The organism is Lentisalinibacter sediminis (assembly GCF_040706615.1).
In the GTDB taxonomy this organism is placed as follows: Bacteria; Pseudomonadota; Gammaproteobacteria; order Steroidobacterales; family Woeseiaceae; genus Lentisalinibacter; species Lentisalinibacter sediminis.
On the sequence record NZ_JAPDRF010000005.1, the window covers coordinates 743231 to 767860 of the forward strand.

Consider the following 24630-nt stretch of genomic DNA (forward strand, 5'->3'; position numbering starts at 1 on the left):
GGCTCAGGCGTCGCTGTATTTCGGCAACGCCTTGGTGATGGCTTCGCTCACGCCGAAGATCTTCGCCATCAGCGCCACCCGCATCCACATGCCGTTTCTCTCCTGGCGCCAGTACATCGCCCGGGGGTCCCGGTCGACCTCGGGCTGGATCTCGGGGCCCCTCGGCAGCGGATGCATGACGGCGGTGTCCTTCTTCATCAGGCCGAGCTCCCGCTCCCCGACCGTGAAGGGGGCGAGATTCACACCGGAGGACTCGTCCGCCACGTCGTGCTCGAACTGCATGCGGGTGACGTAGAGAGCATCCAGTTCGGGCAGTATCTCGTGCAGGCGCCGGGTCTCGTGGAATTCGACGCCGTGTTCGGTCAGGAAGTCCTTGATGTCCGGTTCCATCTCGTAGGCCGGCGGCGCTACGAAGACGAGCTGCACGCCCTCATAGTAGCGCATCAGTCGGCTCAGCGAGCGCACGGTGCGGCCGCGTTTCAGGTCCCCCATCATGCCGATGGTCTTGCCGTCGATGCCGCCACGCGGCTCGAAGCTGCGCTCCAGCGTATAGATGTCGAGCAGGGCCTGGGTGGGGTGCTGGTCCTTGCCGCTGCCCGCGTTGATGATGGGCACCGGCCGCGGAATGCTGTTCATCAGCGCAGCGGCGCGCGCGGCGTAACCGGCCTCGGGTGTGCGCATGATGATCAGGTCCACGTAGGAGCTGAACGTGCGGATGCTGTCCTCGAACGTCTCGCCCTTCACCTCGGAGGAGACCTCCGGGTTGCGGATCTCGCTGGTACGGATGCCCAGCACGTGGCAGGCGTTGTTCATGGACAGGAAGGTCCGCGTGCTCGGCTGGGTGAAGTAGAGCATCGCCCGTCGGGTGGGCAGCAGGTGCTGCAGGAAGCGGGCGCCCTCCGCCGGCTTGGCGACGGTCCGGACGGCGGTGGTCAGTTCGCAGAGTTCGTCCAGGAGCGGACGGTCGAAGATATCGGTATCGACGATATGGAACATGCAGTACTCCCGCGGCGCGCGCAGGGATTATCGGGAAAGGAGGCCGGTCTGTCGATGTCGGTAAACCACCATGCGGCGGCCCGAGGCTGGACGCTGCCGGCGTCCGCCTACTATAGTCTCGCAGGGTCGGCCCGTCGCCGGCGCAGAGTCCGAATAGCCCGAGAGCCTCTTCATGCAATCCGAACGGCCGACGCTGGTCCGCCCATTCCTGCTGACCGTCCTCCTGGTCCCGTTCCTGGGCGGTTGCGCGTCGCAACCCGAGTACCCGGGCGCCACACCGGATCCGCTGGAGCCGGTGAACCGGGTGACCTACCAGTTCAACGACGCGTTCGACCGGGTCCTGCTGAAGCCGGTCGCGAAGGGCTACAAGAAGGTCACGCCGTCGCTGGTACGCCAGGGCGTCGGCAATTTCTTCAGCAATCTCGGGTATCCCTTCGTCATCTTCAACAACCTGCTCCAGGCCAAGCCGGAGGCGGCCCTGTCGGATACCGGGCGGTTGCTGGTGAACACCACGGTCGGGCTCGGTGGGCTGATCGACGTCGGCTCGGACATCGGGCTGGAGAAACACAACGAGGACTTCGGCCAGACTCTGGCGGTTTGGGGCGTGCCGGCCGGACCCTATGTGGTGCTGCCGTTCCTGGGGCCGGCGACGCTGCGCGACGCGATCTCGCGGCCGGCGGACATCGGCTTCAACGGCCTCTACTACATCGACGAGTCCTCGATCCGGGACAAGCTGTTCGTGCTGGAGATCGTCGACATGCGGGCACGGCTGCTTTCGGTGGACTCACAGATCGAGGCGTCTAACGACCCGTATCTCTTCGTTCGCAGCTCCTACCTGCAGCGCAGGGAGTACCTCATCTACGATGGCGATCCGCCGATGGACGACTTCTTCGAAGAGGAATTCCTCGACGAGGAATAATGTAGGAGGGACTGTAGGAGGGGCTTTAGCCCCGATTCCTTGAAAAATCGGGCCTGAAGGCCCTCCTGCACGCCTGTTCAGGCCGCCTGCGGTTTGTCTTCCGCGCCTTCCGGTTCCAGCGCCGCCGCCAGCGCCTGGTCCACGTTCTCGAGCCAGATGAACTCGAGCTGGTCGCGGGCCGATTCCGGCACTTCTTCCAGGTCCTTGCGGTTCCGCGCAGGCAGCAGCACGGTATTGATGCCGGCTCGCAACGCTGCCAGCACCTTCTCCTTGATGCCGCCCACCGGCAGCACCAGGCCCCGCAGACTGATCTCGCCGGTCATCGCCACGTCCTTGCGCACGTTGCGCCCGCTCATGAGCGACGCGACGGCGACGAACATCGCCACGCCGGCGCTGGGCCCGTCCTTCGGGATGGCGCCCGCAGGCACGTGGATGTGTACGTCGTGCTCCTCGAACGCCTTTATGGCGGAATCCAGACCGTCCATCCGGCTCTTGTTCAGGCTGAGCGCCGCCTGGGCGCTCTCCTTCATGACGTCGCCGAGCTGGCCAGTGAGGATCAGCTTGCCCTGACCGGGGATGCGGCTTGCCTCGATGAAGAGGATGTCGCCGCCCACCGGGGTCCAGGCGAGACCGGTGGCGACGCCGGGCACGCTGGTGCGCAGCGCTACCTCGCTCTCGAACTTCGGCGCGCCCAGGATCGACTGCAGATCTTCCGCGGTCACGTGCACGGTGTCCGCCGTGCCTTCGGTGATCTTCATCGCGGCATGGCGCAGCACCGCGCCGATCTGGCGCTCGAGGTTACGCACGCCCGCCTCGCGGGTGTAGCCGTCGATCAGCTTCTCGATGGCCTCGTCGTCGATGGCGGCCTGTTCGGCCTTCAGGCCGTTCGCTTCGAGCTGTCGGCCCACCAGGTAGCGCCGGGCGATCTCCAGTTTCTCCTCCTGGGTGTAGCCGGGCAGCTCGATCACCTCCATACGGTCGCGCAGCGGTCCCGGGATGTTGTCGAGCACGTTGGCCGTGCCGACGAACAGCACCTTGCTGAGGTCGAAGGGCACGTCCAGGTAGTGATCCTTGAACGTGGAGTTCTGCTCCGGATCCAGCACCTCCAGCAGCGCCGACGACGGGTCGCCGTGGAAGCCCACGCCGAGCTTGTCCATCTCGTCCAGCATGAATACCGGGTTGCGGGTGCCTGCCTTGACGATGCTCTGGACGACGGAGCCGGGCATGGAGCCGATGTAGGTGCGGCGATGGCCGCGGATCTCGGCCTCGTCGTGCACGCCGCCGAGGCTCGCGCGCACGAACTCCAGGCCCAGCGCACGGGCGATGCTCTGGCCCAGCGAGGTCTTGCCGACGCCCGGCGGGCCCACGAAGCACAGGATGGGGCTGCGTCCGGTGGGGTTCAGCTTGCGTACCGCCAGGTACTCGAGGATGCGGCGCTTGACCCTGTCCAGGCCGTAGTGGTCCTCGTCCAGGATTTCACGGGCCCGGGCGATATCGATGTTCTCCTCGTCCTCCTTCGACCAGGGCACGGAGGTCAGCCAGTCGAGATAGGTGCGGATCATGGAATGCTCCGCCGCCGCTTCCGGCATCCCCTTCAGGCGCTTCAGCTCCTTGCGGGCCTGCTTCTCGGCCTCCGGCGGCATGCCGGCCTCGTCGATGGCCCGCTCGATCTCCTCCGCCTCGGGCGCGCCCTCGTCCTCGCCGAGCTCTTTCTGGATGGTCTTCAGCTGCTCGCGCAGCAGATACTCGCGCTGGCGCTCGTCGATCTTGTCCTGTGTCTGCTCGTCGATCTCCTTCGAGAGCTTCAGTACCTTCAGGCGATGGGTCAGGAATTCCGCCAGCCGCTCGAGGCGCTCGCGGACCTCGATCGTCTCCAGGATGAACTGCTTCTCCGCCGGCTTGATGTCGATCAGTCCTGCGACCAGGTCGGCCAGTAGTCCCGGCGACTCGATGCTCGCGAGCGCCGTCGGCAGCTCCGGCGGCACCTGCGGCAGCAGCTGGATCAGCTCGCCGGCCTTCTGCTTGACGTGATTCGCCAGCGCTTCGGCCTCCGGGCTGGTGCCCTTCGGCTCGGGGATGGTGTCGAAGCGCGCCGCCATGAACGGCAGGCCCGGGACGAAGTCGAGCACCCGGAAGCGCTCCTCGCCCTGGCAGATGAGGTGGTGCATGCCGTTGGGCGCGGTGATGTAGCGCACCACGCTGACGATGGTGCCCACCTTGTACAGGTCTGCCGGGCCCGGCTCGTCCACGGCGGAATCCCGCTGCAGCACCAGCCCCAGCTTGCGATCGTTCTTCACGGCCTCCTGTGCCGCGGCGATGGAGACCTCGCGGCCAAGCGCCACCTGGGTCACGGCACCCGGGAAGACGATGAGATTGCGCACCGGCAGGACCAGCAGCACGTCCTCGGGGACGCGGGATTCGCCGTTCTCTTCCTCCGCGCGGGGTTCGATCTGTTGGTTGCGTTCGTTCACTGCGTTACAGGAATGATGGTTGACTCCGGAACGCAGAGATGGTGCCGCGCACGAGCGTTTCAATCCCCGGCGCTCGTGGTCGGCTGCGGTGCCGGCCGAGTGTTTCCGACCGGACGGTGACTCAGCGGCGGGGGTTCCACCCGTGGTTGGGGTGGCGCTTCACCAGGCGTGGGTCGCGGAACAGCAGGATGAGCAGGCCGCCCGCGACGAAACCGCCCACGTGGGCCCAGAAGGCGACGCCGCCGCCCTGCGAGCCGATGGTGCTGAAACCGCTGATGAGCTGCAGCAGGAACCAGTAGCCGAGCATGAACACGGCGGGTACGGCGATGGTGGTGATGTAGAAGCCGAACACGATCAGCATATGTACCCGCACCTTCGGGTACAGCAGGATGTAGGCGCCCATGACGCCGCCGATGGCGCCGGAAGCGCCCACCATGGGGATGGTGGAGTCCGGGTCGAACACGGTCTGCAGGGCCGCCGCCGCGAGGCCGCACAGCAGGTAGAAGATCACGAAGCGGCTGTGGCCCATGGAGTCCTCGACGTTGTTGCCGAAGATGTAGAGGAACCACATGTTGCCGATCAGGTGGAACCAGCCGCCATGCAGGAACATGGACGTGATGGTGGTGTACCAGGTGGAGCTGTCGCCCAGCACGCAGGTGATGCCCGGCCCCAGCGGCACCCGGGTGCCGGGAGACGCCGTCTGCAGTACCTCGCCGGGGATCAGCGCCAGGTTGCACATCGAGCGCGATAGCGCCGGCTCCGTGCCGAGGCCCTGCACCAGCACCCAGGCGAGCACGTTCAGCCCGATGAGCGTCCAGGTCGCATAGGGCGTCAGGAAGTGCGGGTTCTCGTCGCGTAGCGGAAACATCGATGGCTCTCGTTCGTGCGGCGTCGGGCTATCATGTAGGAGCGCCTTCAGGCGCGAAACGCGGTCGGGGCTAAAGCCCCTCCTACAGGTACAGGCAAACAGGATGGTGACGATGCCACAGCTTTTCAAAGTGATCACTGCAATATTCCTCATTGCGGGTGCGCCCGTGCAGGCCGCCACCGTCGCCGTCATAGGCACCGGAGACGTCGGCGGCGCGCTGGGTCCGCGGCTCGCCGCGCTCGGCCATACGGTGGTCTACGGCTCGCGCACACCGGAGGCGGAACGGGTGCGTGAACTCGTCGAAGGCACGCCGGGCGAGGCATCCGCCGCAACCCCGGCCGGCGCCGCGGCGGCGGCGGAGATCGTGATCCTGGCCGTACCCGCCGCAGTGGCGGTCGAGGTGACGGAAAGTCTGGGCGATCTGGCCGGCAAGCTCGTCATCGATCCCACCAATCCGTTCCGCTTCACCGAGGACCGCCTGGCCGTGCGGACCATCGACGATTCCATGACGGAGCGCATCCAGGCGGCCGCCCCGGGTGCGCGAGTGGTAAAGGCGTTCAACACGCTCTCCTGGCAGACCATGGTGGATCCCGCCATAGCGGGCGGGCCGGTGACCATCCCGCTGGCAGGTGACGACGCGGCGGCGAAAGGACGGGTCGCCGAGCTGGTCCGGGAGCTCGGTCTCGAGGCGCTGGACGTAGGCCCGGCGCGCTACGCGCGTGAGATCGAGGGTATGCTGATACTCTGGATGAACGCGCGGCTTAACGGCCGGGGATTCGACTACCACCTGCGGCCGACAGCCGGACGCCTGTGATCAACGGAGAGCGGACATGAAACGCAGCGGCGCCTGGCTCGCGGCGAGAGCCCTGGAGAATATCGGTGTGCGTTACACCTTCGGCGTGCCGGGGGTCCACAACACCGAGATCTACGACGAGCTGAACCGCAGCGAGCAGATCACGCCGGTGCTGGTCACTCACGAGCAGGGCGGCAGCTTCATGGCCGAGGCCTGGAGCCGGGTCTCCGATTCCATCGGTTGCCTTGTGATCGTGCCGGCGGCCGGCATGACCCATGCCATGAGCGGCATCGGCGAGGCGTATCTCGACGGCGTGCCGCTGCTGGTAATCTCCGGCGGTATCCGTCGCGACTCGGGTCGCCACTACCAGCTGCACGAGCTGGACCAGCAGCAGGTGCTGGACGGTATCACCAAGGCAGCCTTTCTGGTGGATCGGCACGAAGACGTGGTACCGAAGATCTACGAGGCAGCAGAGATCGCCACTTCGGGGCTGCCCGGCCCGGTGTTCGTGGAGATCGCGAGCAACGTGCAGATGTTCACGGCCGACGTCGAGGAGCCGCAGCCCTACCGGCCCTCGTACGAGCCGCCGGCGCCCGAGGCCGCGCTGGTGGAGCGGGCGGCGGAGATACTGCTGGCGGCGGAACGGCCCGGACTCTACCTCGGCTGGGGCGCGCGCGAAGCCACGGCATACAGCGTGGAGATCGCGGACCTGCTGGGCGCGCCTGTCGCGACGACGATGCAGGGCATCAGCGTGTTCCCCCACGACCACGCACTGCACACGGGCATGGGTTTCGGACCCTCCGCCGTGCCGGCGGCCCGCAACGCCTTCGCGAAGGTGGATTGCCTGCTCGCCGTGGGCGTGCGCTTCGCCGAACTCGCGACCGGCAGCTATGGCATGGAGATACCGGAGCAGCTGATCCATGCCGATATCGATCCCCGAGTGTTCGACAAGAATTATCCCGCCACCGTTGCCATCGAGGCGGACGGCGCGAAGTTCATGCAGGCGCTGCGCGACGAGCTGAAGAAGCGGCGCGAGACACCCGTGGCGCACAACGAACTGCGCCAGAGTATCCGCGAAGACAAGGAGGCTTTCTTCGCCAGCTGGCGGGAGAAGAGCAGCGACGAAAAGGTCAGCCCGGGCATCTTTTTCCGCGCGTTGCGCGAGCAGCTCGACCGGGACTGCTACGTCGTGGTTGACGACGGCAATCACACTTTCCTTACCGCCGAGCAGTTCCCGGTGTACGAGTCGAGGCATCTCATCTCGCCCACCGACTTCAACTGCATGGGCTACTGCGTGCCCGGCACCATCGGCGTGAAACTGGCGCATCCGGACAAGCAGGTCTGTGCCATCGTCGGCGACGGCGCGTTCATGATGACGGCGCTGGAGATACTCACCGCAGCCAGCAACGGCATCGGCGCCATCTTCTTCGTCTTCCACGACGGCGAGCTGGCGCAGATCTCCCAGTTCCAGTCGCTGCCGCTGAAGGAGAAGACCTGCACGGTCATCGGCGACCTGAAGGTGGAGGGCGTCGCGACGGCCACCGGGGCGGCCTATCTGCCGATGGCGAACGACGGCGACGTGGACCGGGTGATCGGCGAGGCGCTGGCCATCGCCGCCGATGGTCGGCCGGTCATCGTGGACGTGAACATCGACTACTCGCGCAAGAGCGTGTTCACCGAGGGCGTGGTCAAGGTCAACCTGGGCCGCTTCCCGTTCCGCCAGAAGGTGCGCTATATCGGCCGGGCGCTGAAACGCCACACGATCGGCTAAGGTCCGGCAGCTAAGGTCCGGGTGCCAGAATCCGGCGGCGGCCGGGGTCTGGTCAGGCGGCGCGGCCGGCGAACCTGCCGCCGAGCAGGCAGCCGCCCAGGAAGGTCCCCTCCAAGCCGCGCTTGCCGTTCATGCCGCCGCCGCCGAAGCCGGCCGCCTCGCCGGCGGCGAACAGGCCGGGGATCGGTTGGCCTGCGGCGTCCAGCACGCGGGAATCGAGATCCGTCTGCAGGCCGCCCATGCTCTTGCGGCTGATGATGAATTCCCGGATCACGACGAACGGGCCGGCCTTCGGGTCGGCGATCTTCTGCGCGTTGCAGGTGCGCAGCCGGTCGCCGGTCCAGCGGCGGGCGAAGGCGATGCGGCGCAGCTGGTCGTCGTTGTGGAAACGCGGCCCGAGGTCGATCAGGCGGTCGTAACGGGTCACCGCGTCTGCGACCGCATCGAGTTCCACCGAGCCGTCGCCGACCAGCTCGTTCATCTGCGCCACCAGCTCTTCGAGCGTGTCGGCGACGAGGAAGTCCGGTGAGTTCGCGACCAGCTCGTCGAACAGCCAGCGATTGCCCCGCAGCAGGTCGCGGGCCACGGCGAGCCGCTTCTTGTCGCGGAAGGATGGATTGAACTCGGCGCCGGAGATCGCCAGCTCCTTCAGCGCGATCTTCCGGTTCAGGAGTTGCCATGAGTAGGCCCGCTCCTGTCTGCAGATCTGCGCGACCAGGTCGTGGGTGTCGTAGCCGGTCACCAGCGGCTGCGGGCCGATGCGCTCGCCCCGCCAGTTCAGCCACAGGGCGGATTTCGGCGGCACCAGCGACAGGCCGTGGTGGGGCTTGCGTGGCTTCCAGTGCGGGATGCCGGCCGCATAGTTCCACTGCCAGTCCAGGTGGGTGATGGCCGCGCCGTGGGCGGCGGCCGCATCGTGCAGCATGCCGTCGGCGTACTTGTGGGAACCGTTCAGGAGGACCTCGGGCGGGTCGCTCCAGTCCGCGTGCCAGTTCTGGCGTACCCGTTCCAGGTCGCCGTTGATGCCGCCGGCCGCGATGATCACGGACTCTGCCGTGGCCTCGAACGCCTCTCCGCCGTCCTCCGTGCGGCCGCGGCAGCCGGTGATGCACCCTTCGTGAGTCGTCAGGGTACCCACCCGATGGCCGAACCGGCACTCCAGGAGTTCCTTGCGCGGGTGGTCCAGCAAGCGTTGCGCCAGCACCACGGCGAGTTCGTAGCCGGTCCCCCAGACGATGTGCCAGCGGGGCACCGAGTTGCCCGGCACGTACAGGCCGCGTTCCACCCACAGCGGCATCGGCATGAAATCGACGCCGAGGCCGGTGAGCCATTCGTAGACGTCGGGCACCGAGCGTTCCACGTAGGCCTCGGCCCAGGCGCGGGGCCAGTGATCGTCGGCGCCCAATTCGCCGAATGCCAGCCAGTCGTCCAGACCGAGGGCCTGGCTGTCTCGGATGCGGTGCTTGCGCTGCAGGGGCGAGTCGGCGAACCAGATGCCGCCGAAACTCTCCTTCGCCAGGCCGCCGAAGTTTTCCTCCGCATCCCGGTCCAGGATCAGCACGCGCCGGCCACGTTCCAGTGCCTCCCACGCCGCGGCGATGCCCGCGATGCCGCCGCCGATCACGATGACGTCTGCCTGGTAGCGGTGCATGTGCTCCCCTCCTGCCGGCGCGGCCGCCGGCTCTGGAATTCTGCCGGAAGACCCCAATTATGGCGCGACGGAGCCGGCCCGTCTTGCGGGCTGCCCGGATTCCCCGGTCGGTCCGGATCGCGATGTAATGAACGATTTGCCTCCGCCGGCATCGAATTCCCGGCCGGATGGGCAAGGGGCTTGACTGATTTAGTGCTATAGTTGACTATAACACCGTGTCCGGCGGCCTTCCCGACAGTGATCGCCGGCAGATTCGTGGCAGATCGTGAAACGACAGTTACCCATGAAACGAAAGATACTCCGCTTTACCGTGATCGTCGCCATCCTCGCCACGGCGGTGGGCGGCACGATATTCATGTCCATGAGTAAGCCGCCGCCACAGACCCGGGAGATTGCGCAAATCGATCCGCTGGTGGAAGTGATGCCGCTGGAGGAGACCGCGGTCGACTTCCGGGTCACCACCCAGGGCACCGTGCGGCCGCGCACGGAGACCGTGCTGAGCGCCGAGGTGTCCGGGCCCATCGTCTGGATCTCGCCGAAGTTCGTCGCCGGCGGCGTCTTCGGCAAGGGCGAGGAACTGCTGCGCATCGACCCGACCAACTACCGGGTGGCGGTGGAACAGGCGGAAGCGCTGCTGAAGCAGCGCGAGATCGAGTATGAAGGGTCGAAGAAGCTGCAGCTGAGCGGCTACCGGGCCGAAGCAGATCTCGCCTCCGCAGCAGCCGCCCTGGCCACGGCCCGGGCGGAACTGACCCGGGCGAAGCGGGACCTGGAGCGCACCCGCATCACGCTCCCCTACGACGGCATGGTGCGGGCCAAGGAAGCCGACCTCGGCCAGTACGTGACGCCGGGTACGCGCGTCGCCGTCACCTTTGCCACGGATTACGCCGAGATCCGCCTGCCGCTGACCGACCGGGATCTGGCGTTCGTGGACCTGCCCGAGCCCGGAGCGCTCACCGAGGGCGGCGCGGTCGAAGGGCCGGCCGTGCGGCTGACTGCCGAACGTGAGGGCCGCGCCGAAACCTGGGGGGCGCGCATCGTGCGCACCGAGGGCGTGGTGGACGAGACCAACCGGGTGACCTATGCCGTGGCCCGGATCCAGGATCCGTACGGCCTCGAGACCGGCAACGACGACCGCTCGCCGCTGCCCATGGGCGCATTCGTGGCGGCGGAGATCGACGGCGTCACCATGGACGACATCATCCGCGTTCCCCGCCGGGCGCTGCGGGCGAACAACCAGCTGCTCTTCGTCGACGAAGACAGCCGCCTGCGCATTCGTTCGGTCGACATCATCCGTGCTGACGCGGAGTACGCCTACCTGCACAGTGACTCGGTGAAGGGCCAGCGCATCACCCTGACGGCGCTCGAGTCGCCCATCAACGGGATGCGGGTGCGGACCGCGGCTGGAGACCGCGCCGAAAGAGAGCGTCTCGCCGCCGGCGCGGAGCAGCAGGGCGGCGCGCAATGAGCAGGCCGAAGCAGACCACGGACCAGAAGGGCATCATCGCCTGGTTCGCGAGCAACCACGTGGCGGCGAACCTGCTGATGTTCCTCATCATCGCGTTCGGCGTGGTCTCCGCGTTCACCATCCGCAAGCAGACGACGCCGGATTTCGAAGTGGACACCGTGATCGTACGCGTACCCTACCTTGGCGCCGCGCCCCAGGAGGTCGAGGAAGGCGTGGTGATCAAGGTCGAAGAGGCCATCCAGGATATCAACGGCATCATCGAGATCCGCTCGACGGCCACCGAGGGCGTAGGCACGGTGCGCGCCGAGGTGGATCAGGGTGCGGACCTGAACGAAGTTCTGAGCGAGGTGAAGACCAACGTCGACGCCATCGCCACGTTCCCGGCCCTCGCCGAGAAGCCGGTGATCTACAAGCAGGAATTCCCCATCCACGTGGTCTTCCTGTCGATCTTCGGCGACATGGACGCCTACATGCGCAAGGAGGTTGCCCAGGAGGTCCGCGACGAGCTCATGCGCCTGCCTGCGGTGAACCAGATCCAGATCCTCGGTGACCGGGACTACGAGATCAGCGTCGAGGTCTCGGAATACGTGCTGCGCAAGTACGGGCTCACGATGAGCGAGATCTCCCAGGCCATCCGGGATTCCTCCGTGGACATGCCCGGCGGCGCCATCCGCTCCGACGGCGGCGACATCCTCCTGCGGACAGAGGGCCAGGTGTACACGGGGCAGGAGTTCGCACAGCTCGTCCTGCGCACCTATCCGGACGGCACCCGCCTCACGCTCGGCGATATTGCCAACATCGACGACGGTTTCGTGGAGACCGACGGCTTCGCGCACTTCAACGGCGAGCGCACCGCCGTGCTGCGCGTGCTCGCGAGTGGCAACCAGAACGAACTGGAGACCGCCGCCGCCGTGAAACGATACGTCGCGGAGAAGCGCGACTCGCTGCCGGACGGCGTGGACATGGAGGTGTGGGTCGACCGTGCCTTCTATCTGCAGGACCGCCTGGACCTGATGCTGTGGAACATGCTCCAGGGCGCTATCCTGGTCTGCCTGATCCTGTCGCTGTTCCTGCGTATGAAGGTGGCGGGCTGGGTCATCGTCGGCATACCCGTTACATTCTTCGGCGCGCTGTGGCTGATGCCCCACATGCCCTGGCCGGTCACGGTGAACGTGATCAGCCTGTTCGGCTTCATCCTCGTGCTCGGCATCGTCGTGGACGACGCCATCATCATCGGCGAGAGCATCTACACCAAGACGCGGGCGGACGGCCACACGCTGGACAACGTCATCGCCGGAGCGAAACGCGTGGCGGTGCCCGCCACCTTCGGCGTGCTGACCACCATCGCCGCCTTCGCGCCGATGCTGTTCGTGGGCGGGTTCGCCGGGCCGTTCTTCGAGGCCATGTCCGTGGTGGTGATCCTCTGCCTGTTGTTCTCGCTGGTGGAGTCCAAGCTCATCCTGCCGGCGCATCTTGCGAACGCGAATATCAAACCGATCGACGAGGACGATCTGTTCCGGCCCCGGCGCCGCATCCACTGGCGCGAGCGGGTGCCGCGCTTCTTCCAGAAGCTGCAGCGCCACACCCAGCATGGCCTGCGCTGGCTGATAGAGACAAAGTACCTGCCGTTCCTCGAGCGCGCCCTGCGCAACCGGGGCATCAGCACCGCCGTGTTCGTCGCCATCCTGATCCTGACATTCGGCGTCATGCAGAGCGGCATCGTGCGTACCGTGCTGTTTCCCGAGGTACCCGGCGACTTCGTGATGGCGAGTCTCCAGATGCAGCGCGGTACCGCCCCGGATGTCCGCAATGCGGCGTTGTATCGGCTGGAGAATGCGGTATTCGAGATCAACGAGGAGTACACCGCGGAGAATCCCGGCGCACCGGAACCGATCGAGCGCATCGGCATGTTTACCTCGGGCGAGACCGGCGGCGAGGCTGTGGTGGAGCTGTTCCGCGGCGAGAGCCGACCCATCAAGGCAGATCGCTTCGCGGAGATGTGGCGGGCGAAAGTCGGTGAAATCGCCGGCATGAAGGAGTTGGATTTCCGCACCGGCGACCACATCGGCGGCGGCGCGCCGCTGAGCTTCGGCCTGTCCGGCAGCGACTACGAGACGCTGGAGCGGGCAGCCGCCGAATTGCAGGCCAGGCTCACCGAGTACGAGGGGGTCTTCGACATACGGAACTCGGCCAGCTCCGGCGGCAAGGAGATCCGCCTGTCCATCAAGCCCCAGGCCGAGGCGCTGGGCCTGAATATGGCCTCGCTGGGCCGCCAGGTGCGCCAGGCCTTCTATGGCGAGGAGGCGCAGCGTATCCAGCGGGGTACCGACGAGCTGAAGGTCATGGTCCGCTATCCTGAGCAGGAACGGCGCTCGGTGGCAGACCTTGAGAACATGCGCATCCGCACACCGGACGGCGCGGAGGTGCCTTTCCACTCGGTGGCCGACATCGAGTTAGACGAGGCCTATTCCAGCATCACCCGGCTGAATCGCAAGCGCACCATCACGGTTTCGGCCGACATCGACGCCGAACGGGTCGAGCCCGGCCCGATAATCCAGGAGATCAGCGAGGAGTTCATCCCTGGTCTGCTCGCGCGACACCCCGGTGTCAGCTATGGCCTGGAGGGGGCAAGCCAGGAAGAGCAGGACTTCGTCCGCAATATCTCGGTGGCGTCGATCGCGGCGCTGTTCCTGATCTATGCGCTCATCGCCATCCCGCTGCGGTCCTATTCCCAGCCGCTGATCATCATGTCGGTGATCCCGTTCGGCCTCATCGGTGCCGTGATCGGGCACATCGTCATGGGCAAGGCCATCAGCATGTTCTCGCTGTTCGGCATCATCGCGCTCTCCGGCGTCGTGGTGAACGACAGCCTGATCCTGATCGATTTCGTGAACCGGGCCCGTGCCGAGGGGGTGGATCGGGTGCGGGCCGTACTCGACGCCGCCCGACAGCGTTTCCGGCCCATCATTCTGACCTCGCTGACCACGGCGGCGGGGCTCGCGCCCATCATGGCGGAGACGAGCACCCAGGCCCAGTACGTCATCCCGATGGCCGTCTCGCTCAGCTTCGGCATCATCTTCGCAACGGTCATTACCCTGTTCCTCGTGCCCTGCCTGTACCTCCTGCAGGAGGATTTCGGCCGCGGCGCGCGCAGCGTAAGGGATTTCCTGCTGGGTCGGGAACCGGAGCATCGCTCGGCCTGATCCGGAATCTGCGGCGCTACTGCTCCGCGTCCGCAATCTGCAGGGCGTCGCCCGATTCCTGCAGGCGTTCCAGCACCGGGAACTGGATGCGCATGCCCGGCTGCACCCGGTCGAGCTGTAGGTCCGGGTTGTACTGGCGCAGCAGCCACACCGGCACGTTGTAGTCGCGGCGGGCGAGCAGCCATACCGACTCGCCCCGCCGCACGCGATGGGCCACCGCATCGCGGATGCGGTACTTGCGGAAGAAGCGTTCCTGCAGATCCTGGTGATAGGCGAGCCGCAGCTCCTCGAAGGCCTGCCGGTCCACGTCTTCGAACACCAGCCGCAGCCGGTCGCCGATGCGTACCGGGCGGCGGAAGCTGTAACCGTTCGCGTCCCGCAGCCGCTGTGTGCGGATGCCCAGCCAGTCTGCGTAATGGCCGAGGGTCTCCATGGCCTGGACCTCGATGGTGCCATCCCCGGCCACGGAATAGTCGGCGGGATCGGCTGCCAGCACCGCCTGGCTCGTGGCCAGACCGCTGCCGGCCTCGTCTTCCGGCAAGCTCTCTGTCCCGCCCTCTGTCCCGCCGATGGACTCAGGTCCGATCAGGGCCGCCGCCACCAGGGTCCTGTCGTAGACGGGGGCGTCGGTACCGCGTCCGGCGGGCGGCGCGGCCTCCACGGCCGGCGGCGCGGTAGCGGCCGCCGCGGCCAGACGCGCGGTGTCCTCGTCCGTGGGCAGCCGCAGGACCTGTCCGGCGCGGATCCGGTGCCGGCTGCGCAGGCCGTTCATCGCCACCAGATCGGAGACACTGACATCGTAGAAAGTCGCGATGCCCGACAGCGTATCTCCCCGGGCGACGGTGTGGATGACGTCCGGCAGCTGGCGCGGGAAGACCGCGTCCGGACCGAGGCCGGCGACCAGCGTCTCCGCATCGCCGCCGATTGCGCCGGCCGGCAGGCGCAGGGTGAAGCCGCGAGGGATATGTTTGTTGCCGCTCCAGACCGTATGCTGCAGCGCGGGGTTGTGCCGCTCGAGTTCGCGCATGCCGATGCCGAGCGCGCCGGCCAGGCCCCGGGCGCTGGTGTAGTGCTCCACCGTCAGCAGTTCGTGCTCCTCGGAGGGTTCGAACGCGACATCGCCGAAGTACTTCTCCGGCTGCTGATCCACCTGCAGAGCCGCCAGGAAGGCCACGTAAAAATTCCGCGAGGCGAAACCGAAGGCACGCCCCCGGTAGTTGCGCACGATGGTCTCGATGTCCTTCGTGCCCAGCTGGCGGGCCGCCCGGCGCATGCCGGCCACACCGTGGTTGTAGCCGGTCAGCGCGAGCGGCCAGCTGCCGGTGACGGCGTAGTTGTTCTCGAGGAGCCGCGCCGCCGCCCCGGTGGAGAGGAAGGGGTCGCGCCGCTCGTCCACCACGTGGTCGATGCGCATGAAGCGCCGCCCGGTGGAGCGGGTGAACTGCCACATGCCCGCCGCGCCCACCTTGGAATAGGCCTCCGGATTGAAGGAGGACTCGACGTGGGGCAGGGCGACCAGTTCTTCCGGCAGTCCCTGTTCCGCCAGCACCTGCTCGATGTAGGGACGGTAGCGGCCCGAGCGCCGCAGACCGGCCAGAAACCGGTCGGACTGGCCGAGCTGGAATCGCACCTCGCGCGCCGCCTGCGCGAGCCGCTGGTTGCTGACGTCCTCCGACCACAGCGCCAGCACGCGCCGTTCCTCGGCGGAGAGGCCGTCGCGCTTGCCGCCGGCCAGCCGCTCCAGGATGCGGCGGTAGTGATCGCGGCGCTCGCGGATCTCGCGGTAGCGGGCGCCGCGGCTGCGGCCATCGAAGTCCAGCGTTTCGTAGCGCACGGCCAGGTTACGGGCATCGTGCAGCACGCCGCCGTCGCTCGACACGCCGGTGTAGATATGGGTCCAGAACGCGATGTCCGGTTCGAGGCCCGCCGGGCGCGGGAACGACTCGCTCGCGCCGGCCGTGGCGGCGAAGCAGAGGGTCAGGGCGACGAGGGCCCGGGTGTGGCGCCAGCGCGCTGTCGACATTCGGGGTCTCCGGGGCCCGCCGGCGGCGGCGACAGGCCGTACTATCAGTGTGCCGTTCGTAGTGTGCGAGTCGCTGCGCTGCCGCGGCAACGAAAGGCATCACGCTTTCTTGTTATTGCGCTGAGGAATACAGTATCGAAAAGGGCGTTGCAAGAGGGCGCCGGGCAGAGAGCAAGGCACGGGGGCCGAGATGAGAAGGCTGAGTATCGCAGACAGCAACTTCCTGCTGGCGGAGAACCGGGAGACGCCCATGCATGTGGGCGCGCTGAATGTCTACACGCTGCCGAAGGGCGTCTCGCAGCGCCGCTACATGAAAGAGCTTTTGTCCATACTGCGCCGCGACGACCCGCTGCTGCCGCCGTTCGGCGAGCGGCTCGATCCCGGCCTGCTCGGCAGGACCGGACTGGTGCGGCACTGGGTCCCGGACGAGCACATGGACATGGAGTACCACGTGCGCCACGCGGCTCTGCCGAAGCCGGGCCGTTACAGGGAGCTGTTCGCGCTGGCCTCGCGGCTGCACAGCACGCTGCTGGACCGCAACCGACCGCTGTGGGTGATGTACGTAATCGAGGGCCTGAGGAAGCGCCAGTTCGCCACCTACTTCAAGGTGCATCACTGCGCCATCGATGGCGCGCGGGGCGTGCACCTGATGCAGAGCATGCTGTCGCCCTCGCCGGAAGGCCATGTCGACTACTCGTCGTTGTCGCTGCAGGCCTGGGAGACCTACAAGCACCGGATCGGTAGCAAGAGCGCCGCCGGCGCGCCCTCGCCGACGGACCTGAAGGCGGTGGCCGAGGCGCTGCGCCAGCAGCTCGGCGTCACGGTGGACGTGCTGAGCGGGCTGCGCCGTTACGGGCAGGTGTGGCTGGGCATGGGCGGCAGGCTGGCCGCGCCATGGCACCGGGTGCCCCATGGGCTGCTCACGCAGAAGATATCCGGCTCTCGGCGTCTGGTGGCGGAGTCATGGCCCTTCGACCGGGTACACGACGTGGGCAGGGCACTGGGTGCCACGCTGAACGACGTGGTGCTGTCGATGTGCGCCGGCGCCCTCCGGCGCTATCACGAATCCCAGGGTGAGTCGCTGGACCGCCCGCTGAAGGCGCTGGCGCCCATCTCGGTGCGCACTGGCGGTGACATCGATTCGGCCAACGCCATCGGCTTTATCATCACCAGCCTCGCCACGGACATCCCGGATCCCGAGCGCCGCCTGCGCACCATCCAGGCCTCTATGCAGGCAGGCAAGAATCTGTACGCGACCCTCTCGCCGGAGGCGGCCAGCCTGTTCACGGCCGTCGCCTTCTCGCCCATGCTGCTCACCAATTTCCTCGGCACGGCGAACTGGTTCCCCGCCTACAACCTGGTGATCTCCAACGTGCCGGGCCCGAAGCAGCCGATGTACTGGAACGGGGCGCCGCTGGACGGCATCTACCCCATGAACATCGTCGTCCACGGCCAGGCGATGAGCATCACGCTGGTCAGTTATGCCGGCAACCTCGACTTCGGCATCGTCGCCTGTCGCCGGTCCGTGCCGCGGGTGCAGCGGATGCTCCGATATCTCGAGGAATCGCTGACCGAACTGGAGTCCGTCGCCGGCACCCGGGCCGCCTGAGGCCGGTCAGGGGTTGGCGTAGATCTCCACGGCCACCCGGCCGTCGGTACCGATGCTGGCCCGGTACATGCCTGGCGTGTTGTGTGGCATGGCGATATTGCCCGCGGCGTCCATGGCGATGACGCCGCCGTCGCCGCCGGCGGCCGGCAGCACCTCGTGGATCAGCCGGCCGGCGGCCTTATCAATGCTCATGCCGTCGCGCACGTGCTCGCAGATGCTGTGGGCGACGACGTAGCGGATGAAGTACTCGCCGGTGCCGGTGGCGCTGACCGCACAGGTCTCGTTGTTCGCATAGGTGCCGGCGCCGATGATCGGCGTGTCGCCCACCCGGCCCCAGCGCTTGTTGGTGAGGCCGCCGGTGGAAGTGCCCGCCGCCAGGTTGCCGTGCCGGTCCAGCGCAACCGCGCCCACCGTCGAATACCAGCGCCCGGCCTCGCCGGCACGCGCCGCAGTCTCCGCCTTTTTCGCCTCCTGCAGCTGGCGCCAGCGGCGCTCGGTGTGGAAATAGGCGGGGTCCACCAGCTCGAAACCCTGTTCCACCGCGAAAGTCTCCGCGCCTTCCCCGATCAGCATCACGTGGCGGGATCCGGTCATGACGGCGAGCGCCAGGTCGATGGGATTGGCGATGTGGCGTACCGCCGCCACCGCGCCGGCATTGAGCGTGGCGCCGTCCATCACCGAGGCGTCAAGCTCGTTCTCTCCCTCGGCGTTGAACACCGCGCCCTTGCCCGCGTTGAAGAACGGCGAGTCCTCCAGAATGTTCACGGCGGCCTGCACCGCCTCGAGGCTCGTACCGCCCTTCGTCAGCACCCGGTGGCCGACTCGCGCAGCCTTTTCGAGCTCGGCGCGGATGGCCGCCTCCTGCTCCGGCGTGGTCTCCTCCCGGCTCATGGTGCCGGCGCCGGCGTGGATAGCGATGGCGACGGGGGCTTCGGCGGCCTGGAGCGGGGACGGCGTGGCCTTGCCCGCCATCGTCGCGACAGTCATGGCCACGACAGGTGCAACGATCAGCGCCAGGACGCGGATGGAGTGCTTCATGGTGTCTCGTGGTCGGTGAGGGTCAGGCTTCGGGCATCTCGTAGAAACTGAATCGCGTGCCCTTCTCGCCGGTCACGATAACACGGCAGTCCCCCCAGCTCTCGGGAATGTTCCACTGCACCCCCGGGCGGACGGTATCGGTGACCCGCTGCCAGTCACAGCGGATCTCCAGCTCGTCGGCCACGCCCTGGATATCCGCAATGGTGAAGGCCTTGCGGAGAGGGCGGTAGTGCCAGCTGGACCGGCATTCGTCACAGGCGGCGCCGTCGCCGATGCTTGCTTCCACCAGCAGCGGGGCAGGGCCTGACGCGGCATCGCGAATCCTTGCGACGACGTCCCGGAGCGCTCCGAGGCCTTCGTCGCCGCCGGTTGCTTCGACGTACTCCTCGTAGGTCGCCAGCGCGGAGCCATAACGCCCGAGGCGGATCTTCAGAGCGAGTACCGAGCGCAGCAGCGAGTGGTAGAGTTCGTCCTCGATCCATGCGCCGTCACTCGCGATCGTGCGCTTGAGCGCGGCGAGTTGAGCCGACTCGTCGCCTCGTTCCCCCGCGACGATGGCTTTCAGCATCCACAGACGGGCAATCTCGTACGCGTTCAACGCCTCGTCTGTCTCGGTTTCGATGATGAGCGAGCCTGCTTCGTCGATCCGCCCCTCGTCGAGCAGCCGCGAAATCTCCCGGTGCGCACTGCGATACTTCTTGCCGGCGCCGAGCGCCTTCGGCTCGAGCTCGAATCGGACCATCATGGCCGTTTGGCATTGCTGCACGGGTTGCCCCTCGAGCGTGGCGGGCTCGTAGCGCCACTTGCGCACGACGTCGAGGGCAGCCTCCTCGAAACGGGGGCTGCCGCTCGAATCCTCGACGATGGGGTCTTCCACGGCTCCTTCCTCGGTCACGACGAAGCTGAGTTTCACCCATCCCGCGCGACCGCGATTCAGTTCGTAGCGGGGATACTCCGGCGCGTAGCGTCTTACCGGCTTCGCCATGGTGCCGTATGTGAGCCGGGACTCATGCGTGTCATCCGCCGTGCCAGGTGCGGGAAGACCGCCCGACAACAAAAACACGAGCGCCGCCGCCGGTATTGCCGCTCTCCCTGTGCCGTGTCGCCGCTTCATCATATCCATGCCCCCTCAGTCACCAGTGATAAAAATAGACCAGATGAGGCGAGGAGACAACGGAGCGATCCAGGCGCAGGCCGCGACCGACGACCTCCTCCTGCTAGACTGCCGGCCACCGGACCCTGCGAGCGTGATTCCATGGCCGAGCATCCCGTTAACATCCGCCTGATCGACCACGTGGTCATCCGGGCGAAGGATCCTGACGCCCTGCTGGCGTTCTACGAAGTGGTGCTTGGCTGCCCGCTGGAGAAGGATCAGGCCGGCATCGGCCTGTATCAGCTGAGGGCGGGCGCCTCTCTGATTGACATCGTCGCCGTCGACGGCGAGCTCGGCCGCAACTTTCCGCAACCGCCGGCGGACGATGCTCCGAACATGGATCACTTCTGCGTGCAGGTGGAGCCGTGGGATGTCGACGCCATCCGGCAGCACTTGCGGGAGCACGGCGTGGAGGCCGGCGAAGTCGTGCAGCGCTACGGCGCGCAAGGCTACGGGCCGTCCATCTACATCCGGGACCCGGAGGGCAACACCGTGGAGCTGAAGGGACCGCCCGCGGACGCGGCCGGCGGCTAGCGGCCGCTTACTCCTTGCGCTCGACCCGCTCGTCCACCCGTTCGGCCATGTCGCGCAGTCCTTGCGAAATCTCCACCCGGTAGGGGTCGGCCGCAACCGGCAGCAGCGAGAGGTCTCTGGGCAGGGCGGCCATCTGCGCTGCCGCCCGGTCGCGGATGTCGGTCAGCGGCTCCGGCTCGCCCAGCCGTTCGCCGGCCCGCATGACCGGCCCCAGCAGCGGTTCGCCGTCCAGCGCTTCGTCCACCAGGCCGATCACGTCGTGGTCGAAGCGGCCGTCGTCCCGGTAGTGGCGGAACACCTGCTTGCGGCCCGGCCAGGTGGCCTTGCCGGCCGATTTCTTGCGCCGCGGGATGCCCGCGTACTCCTGAATCTTGTACACGCAGTCGAGATAGGGGGCGTCGGCGGAGACGTCCAGGTCCGTGCCCACCCCGTAGCCCGTCGCCGGTATGCCGGCGGCGGCCAGGCCGGCGATGCGGTCTTCGTTCAGACCGCCGCTGACCATGATCTCGATGTCCTCGCAGCCGCCCTCGTCGAGGATGCGGCGCACGGCTTTGGCGCTGGCATAGAGATCGCCGCTGTCGATGCGCACGCCGCGGATCGTGAAGCCTTCCGGCTCGAGCTTGCGGGCCAGCTCGAGCACCTTGCGCGCGCCTTCCCCGGTGTCGTAGGTGTCGATGAGCAGCACGGTGTTCTCCGGCTGGCTGCGGCAGAAGTCCTCGAACGCCTGCATCTCCGAGTCGTGGGCCTGGATGAACGAATGCGCCATGGTGCCGAAGACCGGGATGCCGTAGAGCTCGTGGGCGAGTACAGTAGCGGTCCCGTCGAAACCGCCGATCCACCCTGCTCGCGCGGCGAACAGGCCCGCCTCGGACCCGTGGGCCCGGCGCAGCCCGAAGTCGACCAGCCGCTGGTGGTCGTGGGCCGCCAGGCGAATGCGCGCCGCCTTGCTGGCGATCAGCGTCTGCATCTGCAGCAGGTTCACCACGCGTGTCTCGATGAGCTGGGCTTCGGGCAGCGGCGCCACCACCCGGACGATGGGTTCGTTGCCGAAGAAGACCGTGCCCTCCGGCATGGCGTCCACGTCGCCGGTGAAGCGCATGCCGGCCAGCGAATCGATGAAGGCATCGTCCAACTTTCCCGTACGCCGCAGGGCCTCCAGGTCACCGGCTTCGAAGCGGAAATCGACGAGGTAGTCGAGCAGCTGCTCCAGGCCCGCCGCCAGCAGGAAGTTGCGATGGTCCGGGAGCTTGCGCACGAAGAACTCGAACACGGCGGTGTCGTCCATGCCGATGTGCCGGTAGGCCTGCAGCATCGTGAGCTGATAGAGATCGGTCAGGTTCGGGCTGCCGAGGCGTTCGAGCCAGGGGGGATGGCTCAGGGGATCGCTCATGTGGGGGGCTCCTTGACTCAGGCCGCTTCCAGGTGCTCGAAGTCGGTCTTCACCGCGCCGTCCTTCTCCATGGCGGTCACGGCCTTTTCGCCGTCGTCCGGCTCGACGTTGACGGCCCTGACCGCGTCCTCCAGCAGCACGACCTCGTAGCCGTTCACCAGCCCGTCCCGCACGGTCTCGCGCACGCAATAGTCGGTGGCCAGTCCGCCCACGAACACGCGCTTCACGCCGCGCTCCTTCAGCCACTGGTTCAGCCCGGTGCCCTGGAAGCCGCTGTAGGCCTCCTCGTCCGGAGTCTCGGCCTTGGAGATCACCTTGGTATCGCCGTGCAGGTCCAGATCGGTGGCGAATGCCGCGCCCTTCGTGCCGGCGACGCAATGCGGCGGCCAGGGCCCGCCCTGCGCCTCGAACGAGCAGTGGTCCTCCGGATGCCAGTCCCGGGTGGCCACGATGGGCAGCCCCAGGTTCTCGAACAGCTCCGAGTACTTGTTGAGGACGGGGATCACCTCGTCGCCTTCCGGCACCCCCAGCGCGCCCCCGGGCAGGAAGTCGTTCTGTACGTCGACCAGGATGAGCGCGTCGCCCTTGTGTGGCTTCAGCAGTGCGTCTCTCGGGGCCATGGATTCCTCCGGTCCGTTGATGTACCTACTGTAACAGTGGGCCTGCTCCACTAGCATCTCAAGGGTGAAGGTATTCGCGCCTGCCACCTCCCGCACCTTCGCCGAGGCGGTCTGCGATCGGCTCGGCACCGCCCCGGCACGCCTGCGCGAGCGCGATTTCGACGACGGCGAGCACAAGATCCGACCGCTCGAGCCGGTGCGAGGCGACGACGTCTACGTCGTCCATTCCCTCTACGGCGAGCCGGACCAGAGTGTCAACGACAAGCTGTGCCGGCTGATATTCCTGCTGGGTGCGCTGCGCGACGCCGGCGCGGGGCGGCTCACCGCCGTGATCCCCTATCTCGCCTACGCCCGCAAGGACAGGAAAACCAAGAGCCGCGATCCGGTCACCACCCGCTACGTGGCGGGCATGCTGGAGTCATCCGGGCTGGACCGGGTGGTCGCGCTGGACGTGCACAACCTCGCGGCCTACCAGAACGCGTTCCGCTGCCGCAGCGAGCACCTGGAGGCGAAGCGGCTGTTCGTCGAGCACATCCGGGAACGGATCGGCGACGAGCCCATCGCCGTCGTTTCCCCCGACGTGGGCGGCGTCAAACGGGCGACGGCATTCCGCGAGGCGCTGGAGGAGGCCCTCGGCCGCGAGGTCGGCGACGCCTTCATCAACAAGAAACGCAGCCGGGACGTGGTGAGCGGGGATACGGTGGTGGGCGACGTCGAGGACCGTGTGGCGATCCTGCTGGACGACCTCATCAGTACCGGCACCACGCTGGCCCGGGCGGCCGGCGCCTGCCGGGAACTCGGCGCGCGCCGCGTATTCGCGGCGGCCACCCACGGACTGCTGGTGGATCCGGCCAGCGAGAAGCTCGCGGTACCGGCGCTGGACGGCGTGATTGTCACCGACAGCGTGACGCCGCTCGGCCGCATCACCGACGCCTTCGCGGGCCGGCTGACCACCCTGAGCGTGGCGCCCCTGATCGGTGATGCCATCCGATGCCTGCACGAGAACGGCTCGCTCGTGCGGCTGCTGGGGGAGGAGGAAGACTAGGCGCGGTTCCGGCCCGCCAGGGCCTCGTCGATGAACTGCCGGGCGAGGGCCATGTAGTGGCGCGCCTCGGCGATGTAGTGCTCCCGGTCGAACGAGGGGTCTTCCAGGTGCCAGGCCGAAAGCACGGCCCGCACCATCGCGCGCCGGCTGAAGTAGCAGGCCATCAGGGACGGCTCGGGCGTATCGGCGCTCGCCGCCTGCCAGGTCGCCAGCAGGCGGTCGCGCAGATCCCGTCCGCCGGCCCGCTCGCATTCCAGCGCGAGGAAAGCCACTTCCTCGGCGCTGTCCTGCACGCGGAGATCCCGCGAGAATTCCAGGCAGTCGATGACGGCGAAGCGCTCGCCCAGGTAGACGTGCTCGGGCCGCAGGTCGCCGTGGGCCTCGACGATATGTCCCGCCTCCGCCCGCGCGCCGATCGTCTGCCGATTGGCGCGCACATAGCGGCGCTGGTCGTCGAGGATGCCGGGCCAGGGGTCGTCGGACAGTGCGTCGTCGAGCGCTTCCAGATGCCGCTGCTGTTCGTCGTTCTGGGCCAGCAGACGGGAGACGTAGGCCTCGGCTTCCAGCCGCTCCGGCGCGAGACCCGCGTAGAACTCCGCGAGGTGGTGCGCCAGCCGGGCCAATTGGTCGTCGCCGAGCCGGCCGCGCTCGATCCGCTGCTCCAGCATCTGTTCCTCGGGCAGTCGGCGCATCTTCACCAGCCAGTCCACCGCGCGGCCTTCGCCGCCCAGATGCAGGGAGCCGTCCGGGTCCTCGGTGAGGGGCACGACGTCGAGGTATACCCAGTCTGCCAGGCGGCGGTTCAGCCGGAGCTCCTCGCGGCAGTAGTATTCCCGATCTTCCAGACGCCGATAGTCGATCACCTGCGCCCGGATCGCCTTCTTCATCTTCCAGGCGTGACGGTCGGTGAGGAATACCCAGGCGAAGTGGGTTTCCACCGGCTCGACGGCCGATACCGGCTCCGGATAAGTGGAGGGTGACGCCAGGAAGCGGACCTTGCGTCCGGCCTCCCCGGAGCGGTCCTCCTGCGTGTCCTGCGAGCGGGTGCCCTGGTCGTCCGGCGTCGAGGGAGTCACGG

The 24630-nt window shown here is 67.3% G+C and carries 18 protein-coding genes; 8 read left to right on the forward strand and 10 right to left on the reverse strand.

Going from position 1 to position 24630, the window contains the following annotated elements:
* Positions 1–3: 3 nt before the first annotated feature.
* Positions 4–996 (reverse strand): aspartate carbamoyltransferase, encoded by a 993-nt coding sequence (gene pyrB / locus ACJMKX_RS13720; protein ID WP_405226437.1) that lies wholly within the window; start codon positions 994–996, stop codon positions 4–6.
* A 172-nt stretch (positions 997–1168) separates the two neighbouring features.
* On the opposite strand from pyrB, the gene ACJMKX_RS13725 reads away from it, so the two are divergent.
* A complete protein-coding gene (locus ACJMKX_RS13725) occupies positions 1169–1915 on the forward strand; it encodes an MlaA family lipoprotein (RefSeq protein WP_405226440.1) in 747 nt (248 codons plus the stop codon).
* Between the two features lie 77 nt (positions 1916–1992).
* On the opposite strand, the gene lon is transcribed toward ACJMKX_RS13725, so the two are convergent.
* Both lon and ACJMKX_RS13735 read right to left on the reverse strand, forming a co-directional pair.
* A complete protein-coding gene (gene lon, locus ACJMKX_RS13730) occupies positions 1993–4386 on the reverse strand; it encodes an endopeptidase La (RefSeq protein WP_405226442.1) in 2394 nt (797 codons plus the stop codon).
* 121 nt (positions 4387–4507) lie between these two features.
* Positions 4508–5254: a rhomboid family intramembrane serine protease gene (locus tag ACJMKX_RS13735; RefSeq protein ID WP_405226444.1), complete on the reverse strand. Its 747-nt coding sequence runs from the start codon at positions 5252–5254 to the stop codon at positions 4508–4510.
* A gap of 112 nt (positions 5255–5366) precedes the next feature.
* On the opposite strand from ACJMKX_RS13735, the gene ACJMKX_RS13740 reads away from it, so the two are divergent.
* Both ACJMKX_RS13740 and ACJMKX_RS13745 read left to right on the forward strand, forming a co-directional pair.
* Positions 5367–6068 carry an NADPH-dependent F420 reductase gene (locus ACJMKX_RS13740; RefSeq protein WP_405226447.1) on the forward strand — a complete coding sequence of 234 codons (702 nt, stop codon included), beginning with the start codon at positions 5367–5369 and terminating at the stop codon, positions 6066–6068.
* A gap of 16 nt (positions 6069–6084) precedes the next feature.
* On the forward strand, positions 6085–7818 hold the full coding sequence (locus tag ACJMKX_RS13745) for a thiamine pyrophosphate-binding protein (protein ID WP_405226449.1): 1734 nt from the start codon (positions 6085–6087) through the stop codon (positions 7816–7818).
* A gap of 52 nt (positions 7819–7870) precedes the next feature.
* On the opposite strand, the gene ACJMKX_RS13750 is transcribed toward ACJMKX_RS13745, so the two are convergent.
* Positions 7871–9469 (reverse strand): FAD-binding dehydrogenase, encoded by a 1599-nt coding sequence (locus tag ACJMKX_RS13750; protein ID WP_405226451.1) that lies wholly within the window; start codon positions 9467–9469, stop codon positions 7871–7873.
* A gap of 283 nt (positions 9470–9752) precedes the next feature.
* Here ACJMKX_RS13750 and ACJMKX_RS13755 point away from each other — a divergent pair, with 283 nt between their 5' ends.
* Positions 9753–10937: an efflux RND transporter periplasmic adaptor subunit gene (locus ACJMKX_RS13755; RefSeq protein ID WP_405226454.1), complete on the forward strand. Its 1185-nt coding sequence runs from the start codon at positions 9753–9755 to the stop codon at positions 10935–10937.
* Entirely contained in the window at positions 10934–14140 is a 3207-nt protein-coding gene (locus tag ACJMKX_RS13760; RefSeq protein WP_405226457.1) for an efflux RND transporter permease subunit, read from the forward strand. Before ACJMKX_RS13755 ends, ACJMKX_RS13760 begins: the two co-directional genes overlap by 4 nt.
* Positions 14141–14156: 16 nt before the next feature.
* On the opposite strand, the gene ACJMKX_RS13765 is transcribed toward ACJMKX_RS13760, so the two are convergent.
* Entirely contained in the window at positions 14157–16163 is a 2007-nt protein-coding gene (locus tag ACJMKX_RS13765; RefSeq protein WP_405226460.1) for a LysM peptidoglycan-binding domain-containing protein, read from the reverse strand.
* A gap of 190 nt (positions 16164–16353) precedes the next feature.
* Between ACJMKX_RS13765 and ACJMKX_RS13770 the strand changes: the two genes are divergently transcribed.
* A complete protein-coding gene (locus ACJMKX_RS13770) occupies positions 16354–17772 on the forward strand; it encodes a WS/DGAT/MGAT family O-acyltransferase (protein WP_405226462.1) in 1419 nt (472 codons plus the stop codon).
* Between the two features lie 6 nt (positions 17773–17778).
* On the opposite strand, the gene ACJMKX_RS13775 is transcribed toward ACJMKX_RS13770, so the two are convergent.
* Together ACJMKX_RS13775 and ACJMKX_RS13780 are read right to left on the reverse strand one after the other, a co-directional pair.
* Positions 17779–18810, reverse strand: a complete 1032-nt coding sequence (locus tag ACJMKX_RS13775) for an isoaspartyl peptidase/L-asparaginase family protein (RefSeq protein WP_405226463.1) — start codon at positions 18808–18810, stop codon at positions 17779–17781.
* Positions 18811–18832: 22 nt separating this feature from the next.
* A complete protein-coding gene (locus tag ACJMKX_RS13780; RefSeq protein ID WP_405226465.1) occupies positions 18833–19795 on the reverse strand; it encodes a TonB family protein in 963 nt (320 codons plus the stop codon).
* A 270-nt stretch (positions 19796–20065) separates the two neighbouring features.
* Between ACJMKX_RS13780 and ACJMKX_RS13785 the strand changes: the two genes are divergently transcribed.
* The gene (locus tag ACJMKX_RS13785) at positions 20066–20497 is read left to right on the forward strand and encodes a VOC family protein (RefSeq protein ID WP_405226468.1); all 432 of its coding nucleotides are present in this window, start codon (positions 20066–20068) and stop codon (positions 20495–20497) included.
* A 7-nt stretch (positions 20498–20504) separates the two neighbouring features.
* On the opposite strand, the gene ACJMKX_RS13790 is transcribed toward ACJMKX_RS13785, so the two are convergent.
* Positions 20505–21887, reverse strand: a complete 1383-nt coding sequence (locus ACJMKX_RS13790; RefSeq protein ID WP_405226471.1) for a nicotinate phosphoribosyltransferase — start codon at positions 21885–21887, stop codon at positions 20505–20507.
* Between the two features lie 17 nt (positions 21888–21904).
* On the reverse strand, positions 21905–22507 hold the full coding sequence (locus tag ACJMKX_RS13795) for a nicotinamidase (protein ID WP_405226473.1): 603 nt from the start codon (positions 22505–22507) through the stop codon (positions 21905–21907).
* Positions 22508–22571: 64 nt separating this feature from the next.
* On the opposite strand from ACJMKX_RS13795, the gene ACJMKX_RS13800 reads away from it, so the two are divergent.
* Positions 22572–23552, forward strand: coding sequence for a ribose-phosphate diphosphokinase (locus ACJMKX_RS13800; RefSeq protein ID WP_405226476.1), 981 nt, complete (start codon positions 22572–22574; stop codon positions 23550–23552).
* On the opposite strand, the gene ACJMKX_RS13805 is transcribed toward ACJMKX_RS13800, so the two are convergent.
* Positions 23549–24628 carry a hypothetical protein gene (locus ACJMKX_RS13805; RefSeq protein WP_405226479.1) on the reverse strand — a complete coding sequence of 360 codons (1080 nt, stop codon included), beginning with the start codon at positions 24626–24628 and terminating at the stop codon, positions 23549–23551. The two genes, ACJMKX_RS13800 and ACJMKX_RS13805, sit on opposite strands and share 4 nt — an antisense overlap.
* Positions 24629–24630 lie beyond the last annotated feature (2 nt).